Origin of the sequence: Bradyrhizobium sp. STM 3809, assembly GCF_000239795.1 — a bacterium.
Taxonomy (GTDB): Bacteria; Pseudomonadota; Alphaproteobacteria; order Rhizobiales; family Xanthobacteraceae; genus Bradyrhizobium.
Map to the genome: position 1 here is coordinate 1 of NZ_CAFJ01000605.1, position 14,621 is coordinate 14,621.

A 14,621-nucleotide genomic window follows, 5' to 3' on the forward strand; every position below is an offset into this window, starting at 1 on the left:
AGTCGAGCGCGTCTACCAGTTCCGCCACAGGGGCATTCGCAATTGTCCCTGGCAGGAACCTTGCGAAGCGGGCCGGACTATAGCGGGCGGCGGGGCTTGGTCAACCCGCACGGACGTGATGGGGTGGCATCTCGACAGGTTTCGCGGCCAGGAGTAGGAGCCGGAGCGGCCCGGATTGGGCCCGATGCAGCCCCGTTCGGGAGGACCGATGAGCAATACCTCTGTGATGGCACGCCCGGCGGCGGGAAGCATGAGCCCGGCGGTGACGGCGGCGCTGCTCGCGGCCGGCATCGCGGCGGCCACGCTGGCCGGTGCCTGGTACATGCAGCTGGTGTGGGGCCTGCAGCCCTGCGAGCTCTGCCTGAAGCAGCGCTGGGCCTATTACGCGATCGTCCCGCTCGGCTTGGTGATTGCGCTGGCCGCCAGGGGAGGCGTGCCACGCGCGCTCGTGCTCGCGGGCCTCGGCCTGATCGCGCTGGCCGCGCTCGGCAATGCCGGGCTCGGCGTCTACCACTCCGGCGTCGAATGGGGCTTCTGGCCGGGGCCGACCGAATGCACCGGGCCGATCGGCAATCTCGGCAGCGCCGGCAGCCTGCTGGAGCGGCTCGACAGTGTCCATGTCGTGCGCTGCGACGAGGTGCAATTCCGCTTCCTCGGCCTGTCGCTGGCCGGCTACAGCGTGCTGATCTCGCTGCTGACAGCGGCGATCGCCGGCTGGGGCCTGACGCGCAAGGCGTCCTAGTCGTCGACATCCTCCTGCGGCCGTCCGAACAGATGGACGATGCCGGGAGTGGCGATGGTGACGAACACGAAACGCGAGAGGTGATGCGCGCCGACGAAGATCGGGTCGATGTGCAGGGTCAGCGCCAGCGCCATCATCGCGTCCATCGCGCCGGGCGCGAAGGCGACGATGGTGTCGGAGAAGCGCACATGCGTCGCCAGCACGATGACGGTGACGAACAGCGCCGAGATGATCACCGCGATCGCGAACGAGCCGAGCGCCGCCCGGACATGGCTGACCAGGGTCTTGATCCGCATCCGCGCGAAGCGGCTGCCGATCAGGGCGCCGATGCCGACCAGCGCCACGCCCCGCATCCAGTCCGGCAGGCCGCCTTCGACCAGCCCGGTGCCGTGCAGAATGCCGCTCGCGACCATCGCGCCGAACAGCCAGCTCGCCGGAAACTTGATCAGCTGCATCAGCACGGCCGCGGCCAGCGAGGCCACCAGCAGCGCGAGCAGGCCGAGCGGCGAGGCGACGCTCTGGTCGAGCGAGATCGGCGCCGCCGGCGCGACGCCCGCAATGGCCAGCACCAGTGGCAGCGCCGCGGTCAGGATGATCACGCGCAGGGTCTGCACGACGGCGATCGCCGGCAGGTCGGCGCCGCGCTCCACCGCCAGCAACGTGATCTGCGACAGCGCGCCGGGGCTGCCGGCCAGCAGGGCCGAGGTGCGGTCCCAGCCATGGACGCGCTGCAGGTAGAAGCTGGAGCCGAAGGTCGAGCAGAAGGTGGCGAGCGCCAGCAGCGCGATCGTCAGCGGATAGGCGCTGACATGGGTGATCAGCTCGCGCGAGACGATCGCACCGATCGAGATGCCGAGCAGCAGCAGCACGGTCTGTGTCAGGATCGGCGGCATCGCCAGCGGCCGGCCGGCGATGGCGGCGATCGCGGTCGCGATCATCGCGCCGGAGATCAGGCCGCCCGGCAGATGGGCAAACAGGAAGACCAGCCCGCCGGCGCTGCCGAGGGCGAGGGTCTCGAGCGCGCTCAGGATCTTGGCGCGGCTCGGCGGAGCGAAGGAAAGGGAGGAGATGATCTGGCGCACGGGCGCCTTATGCCAAAAGCCGGTCATGCAAACAATTCGCGGCGCCGCGCAGGCGCCATGCGCCGCCCGGTCATTTCGGCTTGTCGGGCGTCGCCGGCGGCGCGGCGGCCGGGGCCGGCGCGGCGACCGCAGCCGCCTTGTCGCGCTTGCAGGCGGAGCGGAATTTGCCGCGCGCCTTGAACCGGAGACCCTGCTCGTCGGCCTCCTTCGAGCAGGCCACCGAGATCGCCCGTCGCGCGGTCTTGTCCAAGGTCGAGAACTTGTCCGTGGCCGCATCGGGCCGGCTCGGCAGTGTCAATCCGGGTTGCGAGAAGGCGGGGCCCGCGGCCAACAGGGTGGCGATGGCGGCCGCTGCGGCCGCGCGGGCAGTGAATGTCATGCTGAATCCCCGATCGAAAAGGCCCGGCGCGCTGTCCGGCGATGCTGAACCCGGTGTGAATGGAATGGGCCGGATCGCCGCGCGAGGCAAATTATATTTTCGCGACGCCACGCTCGCGCCCGCTTTGTCGGCCGCCGGCGGCTCGCTACAATTACCGCCCCATTCAACATGCTCCACAGGGAGATCTGGGATGAGTTTTCGGGCAAAATCATTGGTTGCATCGTCACTCGCTGCGCTGGCCGTCATCGGCCTCGCGACATTGGCCGCCGCGCCGGCGCAGGCGCTCACGGCGCAGGAATGCAGCGCCAAGTACAAGGCGGCGAAGGACGCCGGCACGCTGAACGGCCAGAAGTGGAACGACTTCCGCAAGGCGCAGTGCGGCAGCGACGCCACCGCGGCCACCCCGGCTGCAGCGCCGGCCGCTCCGGCCGCGCCCGCCGCCGAGGCCAAGCCCGCCAAGGAAACGAAGGCGGCTGCCAAGGAAGCGGCCCCGGCAGCGGCGCCGGCTGCAGCGCCGAGCGGTCCGGCGGTCTATCCGAGCGCGGTCGATCCGAAATACGCCAAGGAGAAGCCCGGCGAGGCGCGCATGCACACCTGCGTCGACCAGTACAACGCCAACAAGGCGACCAACGCCAATGGCGGCCTGAAGTGGATCCAGAAGGGCGGCGGCTACTACAGCGAATGCACCAAGAAGCTGAAGGGCGCCGCCTGAGCGGCGCGATCGCCTGACGAGAGGGCGGCCGGATCGCGCTGATCCGGCCGTCGCCATTTCGCGCCCGAGGCCATTGGTTCGCCATCCGCGCTGACCTGATCGAGACACTCAGCCATGATCGCCAGCCCATGATCGCCAGCCCATGATCTCTAGCCCATGATCTCTAGCCTTGGCCTCATCCTGCTCTGCCAGCTGATCGGAGAGGTCATCGTCCGCGGCCTGGGGCTGCCCATGCCGGGGCCGGTGCTCGGCCTCGTTGTGCTGCTGCTCCTGCTGCTGCTGCGCGACAAGGTCCGGGGCCTGGCAGTTGGTCCGCTTGCGAACGGGGCGACGGAAGGGAGCATCGAGGGCGTCAGCCGGGTGCTGCTCGCCAATTTGTCGCTGCTGTTCGTGCCGGCCGGAGTCGGCGTGGTGCAGAAGCTCGATCTGGTCGCCGCGCACGGCCTCGCGATCGCAGCGGTGCTGGTGCTGTCGGTGGTCGTCACGCTGCTGGTGACGGTCGCCGCGTTCGTGGTGACCAGCCGGCTCGTGGCGCACAAGCGGGAGCCGTCATGAGCGGCAGCCCGTTCTCGCTCTGGGTCTACCTGGCGCAGTCGCCGCTGCTGTGGCTCACCGTGACGCTGGTGGTCTATGCCGTCACCGATGCCATATCGCTGCGCACGCGCCGCCATCCGCTGGCCAATCCGGTGCTGCACGCGATGTGGATCGTCGCCGCGGTCCTGCTGCTGACCGGCACGCCCTACACGACCTATTTCGCCGGGGCGCAGTTCGTGCACTTCCTGCTCGGCCCTGCCACCGTCGCACTCGCCGTGCCGCTGTATCAGAACCGCAGGACCGTGCTGCAGGCGATCGTGCCGATGCTGGCGGCGCTGGTGCTCGGCTCGGTCACGGCCATCGTCTCGGTGGTGGTGCTCGCCGAGGCCTTCGGGCTGCCGCGCGACGTGGTGCTGTCGCTGGCGCCAAAATCGGTTACGGCCGGCGTCGCCATGGGGATCAGCGAGTCGCTGCACGCCGATCCCTCCCTGACCGCGGTCGCCGTGGTGCTGACAGGTATCACCGGCGCGATCATCGTGACGCCGCTGATGAACCGCACCGGCATCACCGATTTCCGCGCCAGGGGATTTGCCGCCGGGCTTGCCGCGCATGGCATCGGCACCGCCCGGGCCTTCCAGGTCGATCCGCTGGCCGGAACCTTCTCCGGCATCGCCATGAGCCTGAACGCGCTGGTGACGTCGTTTCTCGTGCCCCTCGCCGTCACGCTGCTGATCCCATGATTTTGGGGCTTGCCTTGATGGTCCGGAGATGACCCTCTGCCGCCATGATGTCTGCGACTCAAGGCGTTCTCGGTGTGCTCTGCGGCGGACTGGTCGGGTTTTCGCTCGGCCTGGTCGGCGGCGGCGGCTCGGTGCTGGCGGTGCCGCTGATGGTCTATGTCGTCGGCGTGCCCGAGCCGCATATCGCGATCGGCTCCAGCGCGATCGCGGTCGCGACCAATGCGGCGGTCAATCTCGCCAACCATGCCCGCGGCGGCACCGTGATCTGGCCGATCGCGGCGCTGTTCGCGGCGGCCGGCATCGTCGGCGCCTTCGCCGGCTCGCTGCTCGGCAAGATGGTCGACGGCCAGAAGCTGCTGGCGCTGTTCGCGCTGGTGATGATGGTAATTTCGCTGCTGATGCTGAAGACGCGCGCGCGCGTCGGCATTCCCGACGTCAAGATGAGCATGGCCAACGTGCCGGCGATCGTCGGCTTCGGCCTGGCCACCGGCACGCTGTCGGGCTTCTTCGGCATCGGCGGCGGCTTCCTGATCGTGCCGGCGCTGATGGCCGCCACGGGCATGCCGATCATGAACGCGGTGAGCTCCTCGCTGGTCGCCGTGACCACCTTCGGGCTCACCACCGCGGCGAGCTATGGCTGGTCCGGCCTGGTGGCCTGGGACCTCGCCGGCCTGTTCATTGCCGGCGGGATCGCCGGAGGCCTTGCCGGCACCCGCCTGGCGCGCCATCTCTCGGAGCGGCGCGGCGCGTTGAACGTGGTGTTTTCGATCGTGATCGCGGCGGTGGCGCTGTACATGCTGACGCGCAGCCTGCTGCACATCTGGAGCTGATTGTCATGACACGCCGCACGTCGACCACGATCATCCCGGCGAGCAGCCGGCGCAAGGTTCTTTCGCTGCTGGGCGCCGGCGCCGCGCTCCCCCTCTTGTCGCGCCCGAGCCGTGGCGAGGAGGCCGACGAGCCCGACGAGGCCTCGGTGCTGCGCGATCCCGATGCGCCGGTGCTCGGCAACCCGTCGGGCGACATCGCGATCGTCGAATGGTTCGACTACAATTGTCCGTACTGCCGCAAGCTCGATCCCGAGCTTCAGCAGGTCGTGCACGACGACGGCAAGGTGCGCTGGATCCTGAAGGAGTGGCCGATCCTCGGACCGGTCTCGGTGGCCGCGGCGCGGATGGCGCTCGCCACCAAGTATCAGGACAAATATGCCAAGGCGCATGACGCGCTGATCGGCGTCAGCTCCAAGCTCACCGAGCCGCGCATCGACGAGCTGCTCGCCGAAGCCGGCATTGATGTCGATCGCGCCCGGCGCGATCTCTCGGCCAACGCCAAGGCGATCGACGCCATGCTGGCGCGCAACGACAGCCAGGCGCGCGGCCTGCGCTTCCGCGGCACGCCATCCTTCATCGTCGGCAAGTTCAGGGTGCCGGGCGTGCTGACGATGGCGCAGTTCGAACAGGTCATCGCCGACGCGCGCAAGGCCAAGGCAGCCAATTAGCGACGGCCAATCAGCAGCGGCTGATCAGCAGCAAAGCAAAGGGCGCCCCGACACGAGGTCGAGACGCCCGGGATAGGAGCGATGCTGCGCGTTACTTCGACGAGATGCGAACCCAGTCGTCATGCGCGCGGGTCTTCAGCGAGTTCCAGCTGTCCGCCGCAACGTCCCAGTTGACGATGGTGCGGCGGGATTGCGCGGTCGGCCCGTTGGCGACCTCCGAGGTCTGCATCGAATCGTGGATGTAGACGCCGAACCCCAGGATGAGCGCACCCAGGATCATTCCCACCAATGTCCGCATGATCATGTTCTCCAGTGTGACGGCCGACAACGCCGCCGTCGAAACTTGGTTCCGCCGTCGCGGCGGAAGGTTCAAGGGCGAGTCAACAAACTAACTGCGCGGTTTTTCGGGACGCGATTCCGGCAGTGACGTGACCAGATTGAGTGATTTCAGCTCGTCGGGCTTGAAGGTGAACAGCTGGTCATGTGGCGTCTCCATCGCATGCACCCAGACCTTGAGGTCGATGCCCATGTCGGACAGATAGCGCTGACAGCGCGCCGAGACGTTCTGCGCGAGGCTCATGTCGTTGTCGCTGCGCGTCACATTGGCGGAGCGGACCGCGGCAATCTGATGCACGCCGATCATGGCACGCTCGCCGGCGCGGCGCTCGATGCCGCCGGCGAATACCAGCGGGCACGACGAAGCGCAGGTCTTGCCGGCCTCGACCTCGGTGGCGAACTTTTTCGTGCGGATCAGCCGGCCCATCGCCAGCGCATCGGCCACCGAGCCGCCCGGCGAGTTCAGCACGACGGTCCTGACGTACTCGCCGTGGCGCTCGACCTCGTCGGCGAAGGCGCGCGCGCTGCCTGGTGTGATCGTGCCGGTCGCATAGAGCCGTCCGCCGCCGCGCAGCTCGAGCGTGATCGGCTGTTCCAGCGCGGGATCGTCCTTGGGCAGCGGCATCAGCCGCTTCAGCAGCGGCGTCAGCAGGGATGGATCGGCCGGCGCGTCGGGTGGATCGCGCTGAACGTCGAGCGGGGGCGGGGCGGCATCCGATGAGACGCGCACGCCATTCGACTCGACGAGGTCGGCCGCCAGGGCGCCAACCGCGACGACCAGGATCGTGCGGAACACCCAGCGCAGGAGGCTCTCGTCCGGATGGCCGGCGAGCCATGCCTTGATGCGTTGGTTCAGAGCCGATGCCACGGACTACTTGCCGATCCGTGCGGAGGACAACGAGGTCACGTTCTCCTCTGCAGCGGCTGCTGGAGGGGCCGCCGGCTGCGGCTCGGGGGTGGGCGCGGGGGGAGCATCGGCGGGCGCAACCGCAGGCCGCGCCTCGGCCGCGCGCCGGGCGTCTTCGACGTCGCGCGCGACCTGCATCGCGGCGACGAGGTCGGCGGCGGTCAGGCTGGAGGCGCTCGCGGCGGGCAGGCCTTCGCGGCGGATCGCGGCGTGCACCACGCAGAGGATCAGCACCAGCACTGCCGGCATCAAGTCGATCGAGATCGCGCCGGCCCAGCTCGGGATGAAATCGCCGGCATAGCGCAGCACCGCTTCCGCCGGCGACAGTGTCTGAAACCGCGTCGGCTCGATCCGCGGCAGCGCCAGGATCTTGTCGGCGGCATCCGCCAGCGACGCCGCCTGCGTCGCGATCGCTCCCTCGACCTTGCCGACGACGGCGGTCTGTCGCTCGGCGAGGTCTCCGCTGCGGCCGCCTGCGGCGGGGGCGATGAAGCCGGCGGAGAGCGAGGTGGCCGCACGCTTCACGGCGGGCGCGACCGAGGTCTGCTGCAGATTGGCGATCACGCCCATCAGGGTCAGCGACTCCGTGGCGAAGGCATCGCTGCGGGTGGCGATCGGGCCGCGGTCGGAGATCAGCTCGCGCATCTTGGCGAGGCTCCTGCCGCCTTGCTCGTAAAGGGCGGAGACGCGCTTGCCGGACTCCTGGACCTGCTGTCCGAGGCTGTCGAGCTGTGTGGACATCTGCGTCAGCAGTTGAACGACGGTGCCGGATCCCGACGTTCCCGTGAGCGAACCGGCGCGCTCGGCTTCCGCCAGCTTGGCGAAGCGCGAAGAGGCGAGCTGGATGTCGGGCAGCAGACTCTGGGCTGCGATCGCCTGGCTGTTGGCGCGGTCGAGATCGCGCGTGTAGTTCTGCACGGTAATCGCGAGATGCTGCTGGATGGCGGCGGCGCCGGCCAGCGCCGAGGCGTTCAGCCAGGACGACATCGCGACGATCATCAGCGAGCCCAGCACCATGCAGCCGCCCATCAGCAGCCGTCCCATCACGCTGGTGACGTGCGGCATGAACTGCATCATGAATACCCAGAAGGCATAGATGCCGACGGACACCGCGACCGAGTAGATGACGGCGGCGAAGAACACCGTGGTCGGGCTGCCGTTGAGCAGTTCGCGGACGCCGAGATAAGTGTAGACGCCGGCGGCGAGCGCCAGGATTGCGGTGGTGAGCTTGAGAATGACCTCGAGCCGCTCCACGCCATTGGCGAGCAGGACGGCGGTCGGGCGGGCCGAAGCGAGGGGCGAGGGCATGAACAATCCTCCGGCGGCATCGGATCCGCCCTGAACAGCGCCCCCGCTGTTTGGCCAAGTGCGAACCCATGCGGAGAAATTCCGCCGAAATTGCGTCGCGGAGCTTACCGATCGGTCATGTCGCGCGAGCTGTGCACAAGTCCTTCAGCTCATCAGCCAGCGCAGCAGGTCGACGTTGACCTCGCGCGGATAGCAGTGGCTGAGATCGTCGATCTCGCGATAGACGACGCCGGCGCCGGATTTCGCCAGGGCGGCCTGCGTGTGCCGCGCGATTTCGACCGGGAACATCCAATCGAGCTGGCCGTGGACGATCTGGATCGGAAGCCCGCGCAACCGGTCACGGTCGGCGATCTCGGCCATCAACGGATGGAACGTCGCGGCGACCGGGGCGAGATGCGTGAACGGCGAGCTGCGCTCCAGTCCGCTGACATAGCAGAAGGTGCCGCCATCGCTCATGCCGGTGAGCAGCATCCGCGCGGGATCGACGGCGACGCGGCTGCGCACGAGATCGAGGATACGCGCGAGATTCGGTGTATCCGTGTCTTCGCCCATCAACGCCCAGGTCGGGCCGGTCGCGGTCGGCGCCACCAGGATCGCTCCGACGCTGCGCGCGGCCCGCAGCCAGCTCCACAGGAAGTCGCGGCCGTTGCCGCTGCCGCCATGCAGTGCCATGACCAGCGGCCAGGCGCGGTCCGCCGTATAGTATTCGGGAACATACAATGAGAAGCCGCCGCGGTTGCCGATCTCGTTGTGATCGTGGAACACGGCGTCCTTGCCGGCTGACGCAGCCAATTGCTGACGCAAGGAGTCGTCGTTCTCGACGGCGGGATCGAGGAAGAACTCGCTGAGCGGCGGCAGCGTCGCGGCGAGCGGAAACAGCGCCTCGAGCGCGCGCGGCAGCTGGCGCAGCGCGCGGAACACCTCGATCAGGTCGCCCTGGCCGCCCTGCACGGCGCGCAGGCCCGCGAACGAGGTCAGCGCGGCCTCGGCAGCGGTGTCGAAGGCCAACCGGATGTGGGCGAAATCCGCCGGCCATTCGGTGAGATGGGCGCGCGCCGTGTGCAGCGTCTGCTCGGGATCGCCGATGGCGGCCATCACGCGGTCGAAATCAGGCGGGTTCAGGTAGCGGGCGACGTAGGACAGGGCTTCGAGCGTCTGCAGCAGCGGCGGCAACATGACGAGGATGTCGTCCACCACGGCGTCGGTCATGCAGGTCTCCTGGATCAGCGGGTCAACGGATCACCCGCTGGCGGCGAGCGCTGTCATGCAACGCAAAATCGGCGGCGCGGGCAATGATCATTTTCCGAACGGACGTTCGCGGCGCGCATCGCGACGTTGCGAGCATCACAGGTGAGACGACGGATCGCTACTCCGCCGGTGATGTTCGAGATCGCGCGGCGGGCGCAACGCGCGCAAATACACGTGTGGACGAATTCGGATTGACAAACATCCGACGCGATGTCGCACTTCATGAAAGCCGGCAGCACGGCGATGACGTTCTCCGATGGAGCGCATCGCAGCGGCCAAAATTGCCGACCGGCTCACACGGGGGATGCGCATCATGACCAGTTCGCCGTCGGCCGCGTTGATCAATGCGGTGCTCGCCATGGACGTCTACAACCGAGGCGTCAACCCGGCCCTCTCTGTCAGTTTCAACCGGATCGGAAACTACGAGCTGGTGGCCGGCAGCATCGCCGCAGCCGCCGACAATTTCGAGGCTGCGACCTATCAGCTCGTCGGCGATCCAACGACGCGGATCATCTCCTATCGCGGCACGGACAGCATTGCCGACGTGCCGGCCTGGCTCGGCGGCGCCGGGCTGACCGGCTGGCCGACGCAGTTCCCTGATGCCGAGGCCTACTACAAGCAATGGGCGACGACGTCGCATGTATCGCTAACCGGCCATTCGCTGGGCGGCGGCCTGGCCGGCTACATCGCGGCGCTGAACAACAAGGTGGCCTATGCCTATGACGCGATGCCTTTCGAGTTCGCGGCCGAGGTCCGCTACGATCAGCTGCATGGTTTCTGGGGCGCGCTGACCTCCAATCCGGTCGATCGCTTCAACGACATTCACATGGTGTCGGTGTCCGGCGAGGTGCTGCAATATGTGCGGGCCGCCGCGCCGGTGCTGGAAGCGCCGCTGGCGCTGCTGCAGCTCGGGCCGGTCGCCGGCGCGCTGGCGATCGCCCATGCGGCGATCGGCATCTCGTCGGAGCAGAAGACCGTGCTCGGCGCCGGCACCGATCTTGGGCTCGATCCGATCAAGCTACATTCGATCGCGCTGCTGACCATGATGCAGTGGGCCAGCGACAACAACGCGCAGGACTGGAAGAAGGCAGCCAGCGTGCTGCTGGCGCCCCTCGAGGACGACGCGATCGCCAAGGCGGTCGGCATTCCCGCCGCCGGCGTCGGCGGCGAAGGCGCGCCGGCCGACAAGATGAAGGACATGATCGCCTATTCGACGGTGACCGACGCGAGCGGCTATGGCAACAGCGCCGTGCAGGCGCTGTTCAACGGCGGCGGCGTGTTGGGCGACAGCGTCAGCGCGGCAAATGCGGCGACCTATCTGAAGAATGGCGGCGTCGAGAAGGCGCTGGCCGAGATCGTCGTGGAGTATTCGGCGCTGCTGGCGCAGAACCATGATGAGGTCGCCTCGGCCACCCCCGGCGTGATCGGACACGAGCACGGCATCCTCTATCAGGACACGGCAAAGAACCTGCTGGTGGCCGACCTGTCCTCCGATCTGTGGACGGGCGCCGACACGGGATCGGCGGTCGACATCCTCGGCAAGATCGCGCTGATCGATGCCGCCGCGAGTTCCGACGGGGAGAATGCCTCGCTCATCGACCTCGCGATCAGCACGCTCTGGGGCGGCAAGACCGACAATCTCGACTGGCTCAGCGCCGCGTTGAGCGATGCCGCGACGACGGTGACGATCGATCCGGTCTCGGGCGCGACGATCGCGGCCAGCGATGGTGCGCTCCTGATCGCGGGAGGCGGCAACGACATGCTGTCGGGCACCGCCAACGACGACCTGCTGATCGGCGGCTCCGGCAGCGATGTGCTCAAGGGCGGCGGTGGCGACAACATCCTGGTCGGCGGCGCCGGCGCGACCTATGTCTACGCGCCCGGCGACGGCAACGATGTCATCATCAATGGCGTCGCGTCGCTGTCGAAGCCGACCGGCACGCTGGATTTCGGCCAGGCGTATTCGGCGGACAATTTCTGGTTCGTCAAATCAGGCAACGATCTGGAGATCGACATTCTCGGCACCCATCAGCAGGTGACCGTCGCCGACTGGTTCCTCGGCGGCTCCTACCAGCTGCAGGAGATCAAGGCCGGCGGTCTGGAGCTCGACACGCAGGTCTCGCAGCTGGTGCAGGCCATGGCGACCTACGCCGCGGCGCATCCGGGCTTCGATCCGACGGTGGCGTCGCAGCTGCCGACCGATGCGCATCTGCACGACGTGGTCGCAGCCGCCTGGCACATCAATGCCTGACGGGCGGTCGCGACCGCTCAGTGCAGCCGCGGCGCTTTCAACATCTTGGCGCGATCGGTCGAGGCCACCGTCACGTCGAAGGTGACGCCCTCGTGGTGCACGGTCAGCGGAACGTCGACGCCGGCGTCGCCGAGCGCCCAGAGCTTGCGGTAGAACTCGCTCTGGCTCGTGACCTTGTCGCCGTTGATGCCGAGGATCACGTCGCCGGACTTCAGCTCGGCGCGGGCCGCCGGGCCGTTGCCGGCAACGCCGAGGATCACGACACGGTCGTCGACCTCGGTTGCGAACATGCCGAGCCAGGGCCGGGCTGGCTTGTTGACGCGGCCGAAGCGGCGGAGATCGTCGAGAATCGGCTTCAGCAGGTCGATCGGCACGACCATGTTGACGTGCTCAGCCTTGCTGTCGCGCTCACGCTCGAGCTGCAGCGAGCCGATGCCGATCAGCTCGCCCTTCGGCGAGAGCAGGCCGGTGCCCCCCCAATTGGGATGCGCGGGGTGGGTGAAGATGGCCTCGTCGAGCAGGTATTCCCAATAGCCCGCGAACTCCTGCTTGGCGATGATCTGGCTCGCCACCGAGCGCGTCCGGCCCCCGGCGCCGCCGAGCACGACCTGGTCGCCGATCTTGGTGGCCGCCGACGAGCCGAGCGGCAGCGCCGGCAGATCGAGCTTCCCGAGCGCCTGCACGAGGCCGAAGCCGGTGGCGAAATCGAACCCGAGCACATGGCCCTCCACCACCCGGCCGTCATTGAGGTGCAGCCAGACGGACTCGGCCTCGGTGATCAGATAGCCGATGGTCAGCACCAGCCCGTCGTCGATCACGACGGCATTGCCGGCGCGCTCGGTGCCGAGCGTTTCGGCGCTGAACGCATCCGACGGGATGATGGAATGCAGGCCGACGATCGACGACAACGCATGGTCGAGGTCATATTGGTAGTCTTCGGCGCGAGGCTGGAAGGCAAACGGCACTTTCCATTCGGTCAAAGAAGGCATTTCGTTCTCCTGCCCCGTCGATACTCTTGGGAGATGTCCCTCGGGAAGATTCCCTTGAGGCATTCCCTGGGGGAGTACCGACCAGGCTCTTGCTTCGGTTCGCGTGATCGTCGCGTCTTGGCCGCAGCCTTAACGCAAGCTTAACATTTTTGGCCGCTGGCGCCAGTTCCGGGGGCTCCGCAATCGCGCGGAGGGGACCCGCGCGTCACGGTGAGCCGCGGCCGCATCCCTTGCCCATGATCGGCCAGACCAGCCAGGCGCCGGCGGCGTAGAGCCTGCCGACCGTGGTTGTCCCGGTTCTCGCCGCGACGTGGAAACGCCCGGCGTCGAGCAAGGCTCCATCGGAGGCGATGATCGCGGGGATCAGGTGGTCCGCGGGGCCGAACACCACGACGGCGTCGGGCCTGACCACCAGCGTCATTGCGGCCATCCCGGCAAACCAGACGAAGGCGACCGCCAGCAACCCTCGCCAGGGCAGGGCGCGTGACGGCAGCCGATTAGTAATCGTAGGCATGCTCGAAGGTGTAGCCGGCGGATTCGAAACGAACGATGTCCTGAACCAGCGACCGTACCGGAACATCGACGCCGATGCGGCGCGCGCCCGGACGGGACTGGATCGGGATACTGAATATAGGCAGCCCATCGAAGGCCGCCAGCCGCCCGTCGCCCGGCGGGACGACGATCGTGACCAGGATCTGGTGGTTGCCGGCCACCTCGGCGAGCGCGGCGCCGGGACGGCGCCCGAGCTCCCTGGCGAAGTCGTCGAACTTGGCGTAGCGCTCGGTCTCGACCAGCATGCCCTTGCCGCCCTTGGCGTAGCTCACCTCGCGGATCACCTTCACGCCCGGGATCGCCGCAAGCTCGGCGGCGGGCAGGCCGGTGACCACGCTCTGGATCGTCAGCACCGCCGGATCGTAGCCGGCGGCGTAGCCGATCACGGCGGCATAGGCGGCGCGCCCGGCATATTGCAGGCTCAACGAGAAGCGCCGTTCAACCGAGCGCACCGAGGGCACGAACGGCGTCTCGCGCCAGAGCTGCTCGAGCTTGGCCCAGAATGGATAGCGGTACCACGGCGTCTGGTAGAGGAACGCCGCGTAGTCCTTCAGCAGGGCCAGGTTGAAGGCGTCCTCGGCCGTCTTGACGCCCTCGGTCGTCGTCTCGGTGAGCGCGCCGATGCTCTTCTCGTAGGCGCCCTGCAGCGCCATCTCGGCGGTGAAGCTGAAGCCGATGATGTAGTTGGTCAGCTTCTGGTCCGAGGTGGCGGGGCCGGAGCCGTCGGCCTGCCGCGTCGCCCGGCACAGGCTGCGCCAGAAGCCGGCAATGCTCGAGAGATAGCCGAAATCGGATTCCGACCGCTGCCCGGTGACGCCGGCGAGATCGCTGTAGGCGTGGACGATGTACCATTCGGGGAAGGTCAGGAAGCTGTCGCCCTGCGACCTGGCATAGCCGGGATCGGTGATGCCGAACCGCGACGTCACGACCGGCGTCGGCACGTCGGCGGTGCAGACCGTCTCGACGCTGATCACTGTCGTCGTGATGCCGATCGCCGCGGCCGCGACCAGCACGCCGGCCAGATGGAGGATCTTGCGACGAAGGCTCATGCTGTGACGGGTCTCGCGCCCCGGCGCAGGGCGATTGCGTAAGAAAATCGGGGTTTTGTGCTCACGTCTCTCCACGCCGTCATGGCCGGGCCTGTCCCGGCCATCCACCTCACTCGGCATTCGGGGAACGACGTGGATGCCCGGGACAAGCCCGTGCATGACGGAGTAAACCAGCCAGCAGGATTGTTCGGCGCGACAGCGCGGGCCTGTATGCGCTAGCTCTGCGGAATGACGGCGGCCCTGGTTTGACCCCCTGCGGCCGCCGCGATACCACGTTCACAACCAACATCGGCG

General features: G+C 67.9%; 16 protein-coding genes. 7 read left to right on the forward strand and 9 right to left on the reverse strand.

Features of this window, described 5'->3' with window-relative positions:
- The first annotated feature begins 208 nt into the window (after nt 1–208).
- Nucleotides 209–742 (forward strand): disulfide bond formation protein B, encoded by a 534-nt coding sequence (locus tag BRAS3809_RS27355; protein ID WP_052523492.1) that lies wholly within the window; start codon nt 209–211, stop codon nt 740–742.
- Here the strand turns inward: BRAS3809_RS27355 and BRAS3809_RS27360 are convergent.
- Both BRAS3809_RS27360 and BRAS3809_RS27365 read right to left on the reverse strand, forming a co-directional pair.
- Entirely contained in the window at nt 739–1,824 is a 1,086-nt protein-coding gene (locus tag BRAS3809_RS27360) for an AbrB family transcriptional regulator (protein WP_008965249.1), read from the reverse strand. The two genes, BRAS3809_RS27355 and BRAS3809_RS27360, sit on opposite strands and share 4 nt — an antisense overlap.
- 70 nt (nt 1,825–1,894) lie before the next feature.
- Nucleotides 1,895–2,203 (reverse strand): hypothetical protein, encoded by a 309-nt coding sequence (locus tag BRAS3809_RS27365; protein ID WP_035658977.1) that lies wholly within the window; start codon nt 2,201–2,203, stop codon nt 1,895–1,897.
- 190 nt (nt 2,204–2,393) lie between these two features.
- On the opposite strand from BRAS3809_RS27365, the gene BRAS3809_RS27370 reads away from it, so the two are divergent.
- The 5 genes from BRAS3809_RS27370 to BRAS3809_RS27390 all read left to right on the forward strand — a co-directional run bounded on the left by BRAS3809_RS27370 (nt 2,394) and on the right by BRAS3809_RS27390 (nt 5,687).
- On the forward strand, nt 2,394–2,915 hold the full coding sequence (locus BRAS3809_RS27370) for a hypothetical protein (protein WP_008965250.1): 522 nt from the start codon (nt 2,394–2,396) through the stop codon (nt 2,913–2,915).
- Between the two features lie 156 nt (nt 2,916–3,071).
- A complete protein-coding gene (locus tag BRAS3809_RS27375) occupies nt 3,072–3,470 on the forward strand; it encodes a CidA/LrgA family protein (RefSeq protein ID WP_008965251.1) in 399 nt (132 codons plus the stop codon).
- Nucleotides 3,467–4,189 carry an LrgB family protein gene (locus BRAS3809_RS27380; protein WP_008965252.1) on the forward strand — a complete coding sequence of 241 codons (723 nt, stop codon included), beginning with the start codon at nt 3,467–3,469 and terminating at the stop codon, nt 4,187–4,189. Before BRAS3809_RS27375 ends, BRAS3809_RS27380 begins: the two co-directional genes overlap by 4 nt.
- A gap of 44 nt (nt 4,190–4,233) precedes the next feature.
- Nucleotides 4,234–5,019, forward strand: coding sequence for a sulfite exporter TauE/SafE family protein (locus tag BRAS3809_RS27385; RefSeq protein ID WP_008965253.1), 786 nt, complete (start codon nt 4,234–4,236; stop codon nt 5,017–5,019).
- A 5-nt stretch (nt 5,020–5,024) separates the two neighbouring features.
- The gene (locus tag BRAS3809_RS27390; protein WP_035658979.1) at nt 5,025–5,687 is read left to right on the forward strand and encodes a DsbA family protein; all 663 of its coding nucleotides are present in this window, start codon (nt 5,025–5,027) and stop codon (nt 5,685–5,687) included.
- Nucleotides 5,688–5,778: 91 nt separating this feature from the next.
- On the opposite strand, the gene BRAS3809_RS27395 is transcribed toward BRAS3809_RS27390, so the two are convergent.
- The 4 genes from BRAS3809_RS27395 to BRAS3809_RS27410 form a co-directional block, all read right to left on the reverse strand.
- Nucleotides 5,779–5,985 (reverse strand): hypothetical protein, encoded by a 207-nt coding sequence (locus BRAS3809_RS27395; RefSeq protein ID WP_008965255.1) that lies wholly within the window; start codon nt 5,983–5,985, stop codon nt 5,779–5,781.
- Between the two features lie 90 nt (nt 5,986–6,075).
- Nucleotides 6,076–6,891: a COG3904 family protein gene (locus BRAS3809_RS27400; protein WP_008965256.1), complete on the reverse strand. Its 816-nt coding sequence runs from the start codon at nt 6,889–6,891 to the stop codon at nt 6,076–6,078.
- Nucleotides 6,892–6,894: 3 nt separating this feature from the next.
- Nucleotides 6,895–8,238, reverse strand: coding sequence for a hypothetical protein (locus BRAS3809_RS27405; RefSeq protein WP_008965257.1), 1,344 nt, complete (start codon nt 8,236–8,238; stop codon nt 6,895–6,897).
- Between the two features lie 144 nt (nt 8,239–8,382).
- Nucleotides 8,383–9,447 carry an alpha/beta hydrolase gene (locus tag BRAS3809_RS27410; RefSeq protein ID WP_008965258.1) on the reverse strand — a complete coding sequence of 355 codons (1,065 nt, stop codon included), beginning with the start codon at nt 9,445–9,447 and terminating at the stop codon, nt 8,383–8,385.
- A 352-nt stretch (nt 9,448–9,799) separates the two neighbouring features.
- Here BRAS3809_RS27410 and BRAS3809_RS27415 point away from each other — a divergent pair, with 352 nt between their 5' ends.
- The gene (locus tag BRAS3809_RS27415) at nt 9,800–11,737 is read left to right on the forward strand and encodes a Tle-like phospholipase domain-containing protein (protein ID WP_008965259.1); all 1,938 of its coding nucleotides are present in this window, start codon (nt 9,800–9,802) and stop codon (nt 11,735–11,737) included.
- A 17-nt stretch (nt 11,738–11,754) separates the two neighbouring features.
- On the opposite strand, the gene BRAS3809_RS27420 is transcribed toward BRAS3809_RS27415, so the two are convergent.
- The 3 genes from BRAS3809_RS27420 to BRAS3809_RS27430 all read right to left on the reverse strand — a co-directional run bounded on the left by BRAS3809_RS27420 (nt 11,755) and on the right by BRAS3809_RS27430 (nt 14,327).
- Nucleotides 11,755–12,726 carry a S1C family serine protease gene (locus BRAS3809_RS27420; RefSeq protein ID WP_008965260.1) on the reverse strand — a complete coding sequence of 324 codons (972 nt, stop codon included), beginning with the start codon at nt 12,724–12,726 and terminating at the stop codon, nt 11,755–11,757.
- 205 nt (nt 12,727–12,931) lie between these two features.
- Nucleotides 12,932–13,240, reverse strand: coding sequence for a hypothetical protein (locus BRAS3809_RS27425; protein WP_008965261.1), 309 nt, complete (start codon nt 13,238–13,240; stop codon nt 12,932–12,934).
- Nucleotides 13,224–14,327 carry a hypothetical protein gene (locus BRAS3809_RS27430; RefSeq protein ID WP_008965262.1) on the reverse strand — a complete coding sequence of 368 codons (1,104 nt, stop codon included), beginning with the start codon at nt 14,325–14,327 and terminating at the stop codon, nt 13,224–13,226. The genes BRAS3809_RS27425 and BRAS3809_RS27430 overlap by 17 nt, the downstream gene beginning before the upstream one ends.
- Between the last annotated feature and the right edge of the window lie 294 nt (nt 14,328–14,621).

What these genes read in the sequence shown, in the direction of transcription:
- BRAS3809_RS27355 (WP_052523492.1), top strand. Translation starts at nt 209, where the DNA reads ATGAGCAATACCTCTGTGATGGCACGCCCGGCGGCGGGAAGCATGAGC.
- BRAS3809_RS27365 (WP_035658977.1), bottom strand. Translation starts at nt 2,203, where the DNA reads ATGACATTCACTGCCCGCGCGGCCGCAGCGGCCGCCATCGCCACCCTG.
- BRAS3809_RS27370 (WP_008965250.1), top strand. Translation starts at nt 2,394, where the DNA reads ATGAGTTTTCGGGCAAAATCATTGGTTGCATCGTCACTCGCTGCGCTG.
- BRAS3809_RS27375 (WP_008965251.1), top strand. Translation starts at nt 3,072, where the DNA reads ATGATCTCTAGCCTTGGCCTCATCCTGCTCTGCCAGCTGATCGGAGAG.
- BRAS3809_RS27380 (WP_008965252.1), top strand. Translation starts at nt 3,467, where the DNA reads ATGAGCGGCAGCCCGTTCTCGCTCTGGGTCTACCTGGCGCAGTCGCCG.
- BRAS3809_RS27385 (WP_008965253.1), top strand. Translation starts at nt 4,234, where the DNA reads ATGATGTCTGCGACTCAAGGCGTTCTCGGTGTGCTCTGCGGCGGACTG.
- BRAS3809_RS27390 (WP_035658979.1), top strand. Translation starts at nt 5,025, where the DNA reads ATGACACGCCGCACGTCGACCACGATCATCCCGGCGAGCAGCCGGCGC.
- BRAS3809_RS27395 (WP_008965255.1), bottom strand. Translation starts at nt 5,985, where the DNA reads ATGCGGACATTGGTGGGAATGATCCTGGGTGCGCTCATCCTGGGGTTC.
- BRAS3809_RS27405 (WP_008965257.1), bottom strand. Translation starts at nt 8,238, where the DNA reads ATGCCCTCGCCCCTCGCTTCGGCCCGCCCGACCGCCGTCCTGCTCGCC.
- BRAS3809_RS27410 (WP_008965258.1), bottom strand. Translation starts at nt 9,447, where the DNA reads ATGACCGACGCCGTGGTGGACGACATCCTCGTCATGTTGCCGCCGCTG.
- BRAS3809_RS27415 (WP_008965259.1), top strand. Translation starts at nt 9,800, where the DNA reads ATGACCAGTTCGCCGTCGGCCGCGTTGATCAATGCGGTGCTCGCCATG.
- BRAS3809_RS27420 (WP_008965260.1), bottom strand. Translation starts at nt 12,726, where the DNA reads ATGCCTTCTTTGACCGAATGGAAAGTGCCGTTTGCCTTCCAGCCTCGC.
- BRAS3809_RS27425 (WP_008965261.1), bottom strand. Translation starts at nt 13,240, where the DNA reads ATGCCTACGATTACTAATCGGCTGCCGTCACGCGCCCTGCCCTGGCGA.
- BRAS3809_RS27430 (WP_008965262.1), bottom strand. Translation starts at nt 14,327, where the DNA reads ATGAGCCTTCGTCGCAAGATCCTCCATCTGGCCGGCGTGCTGGTCGCG.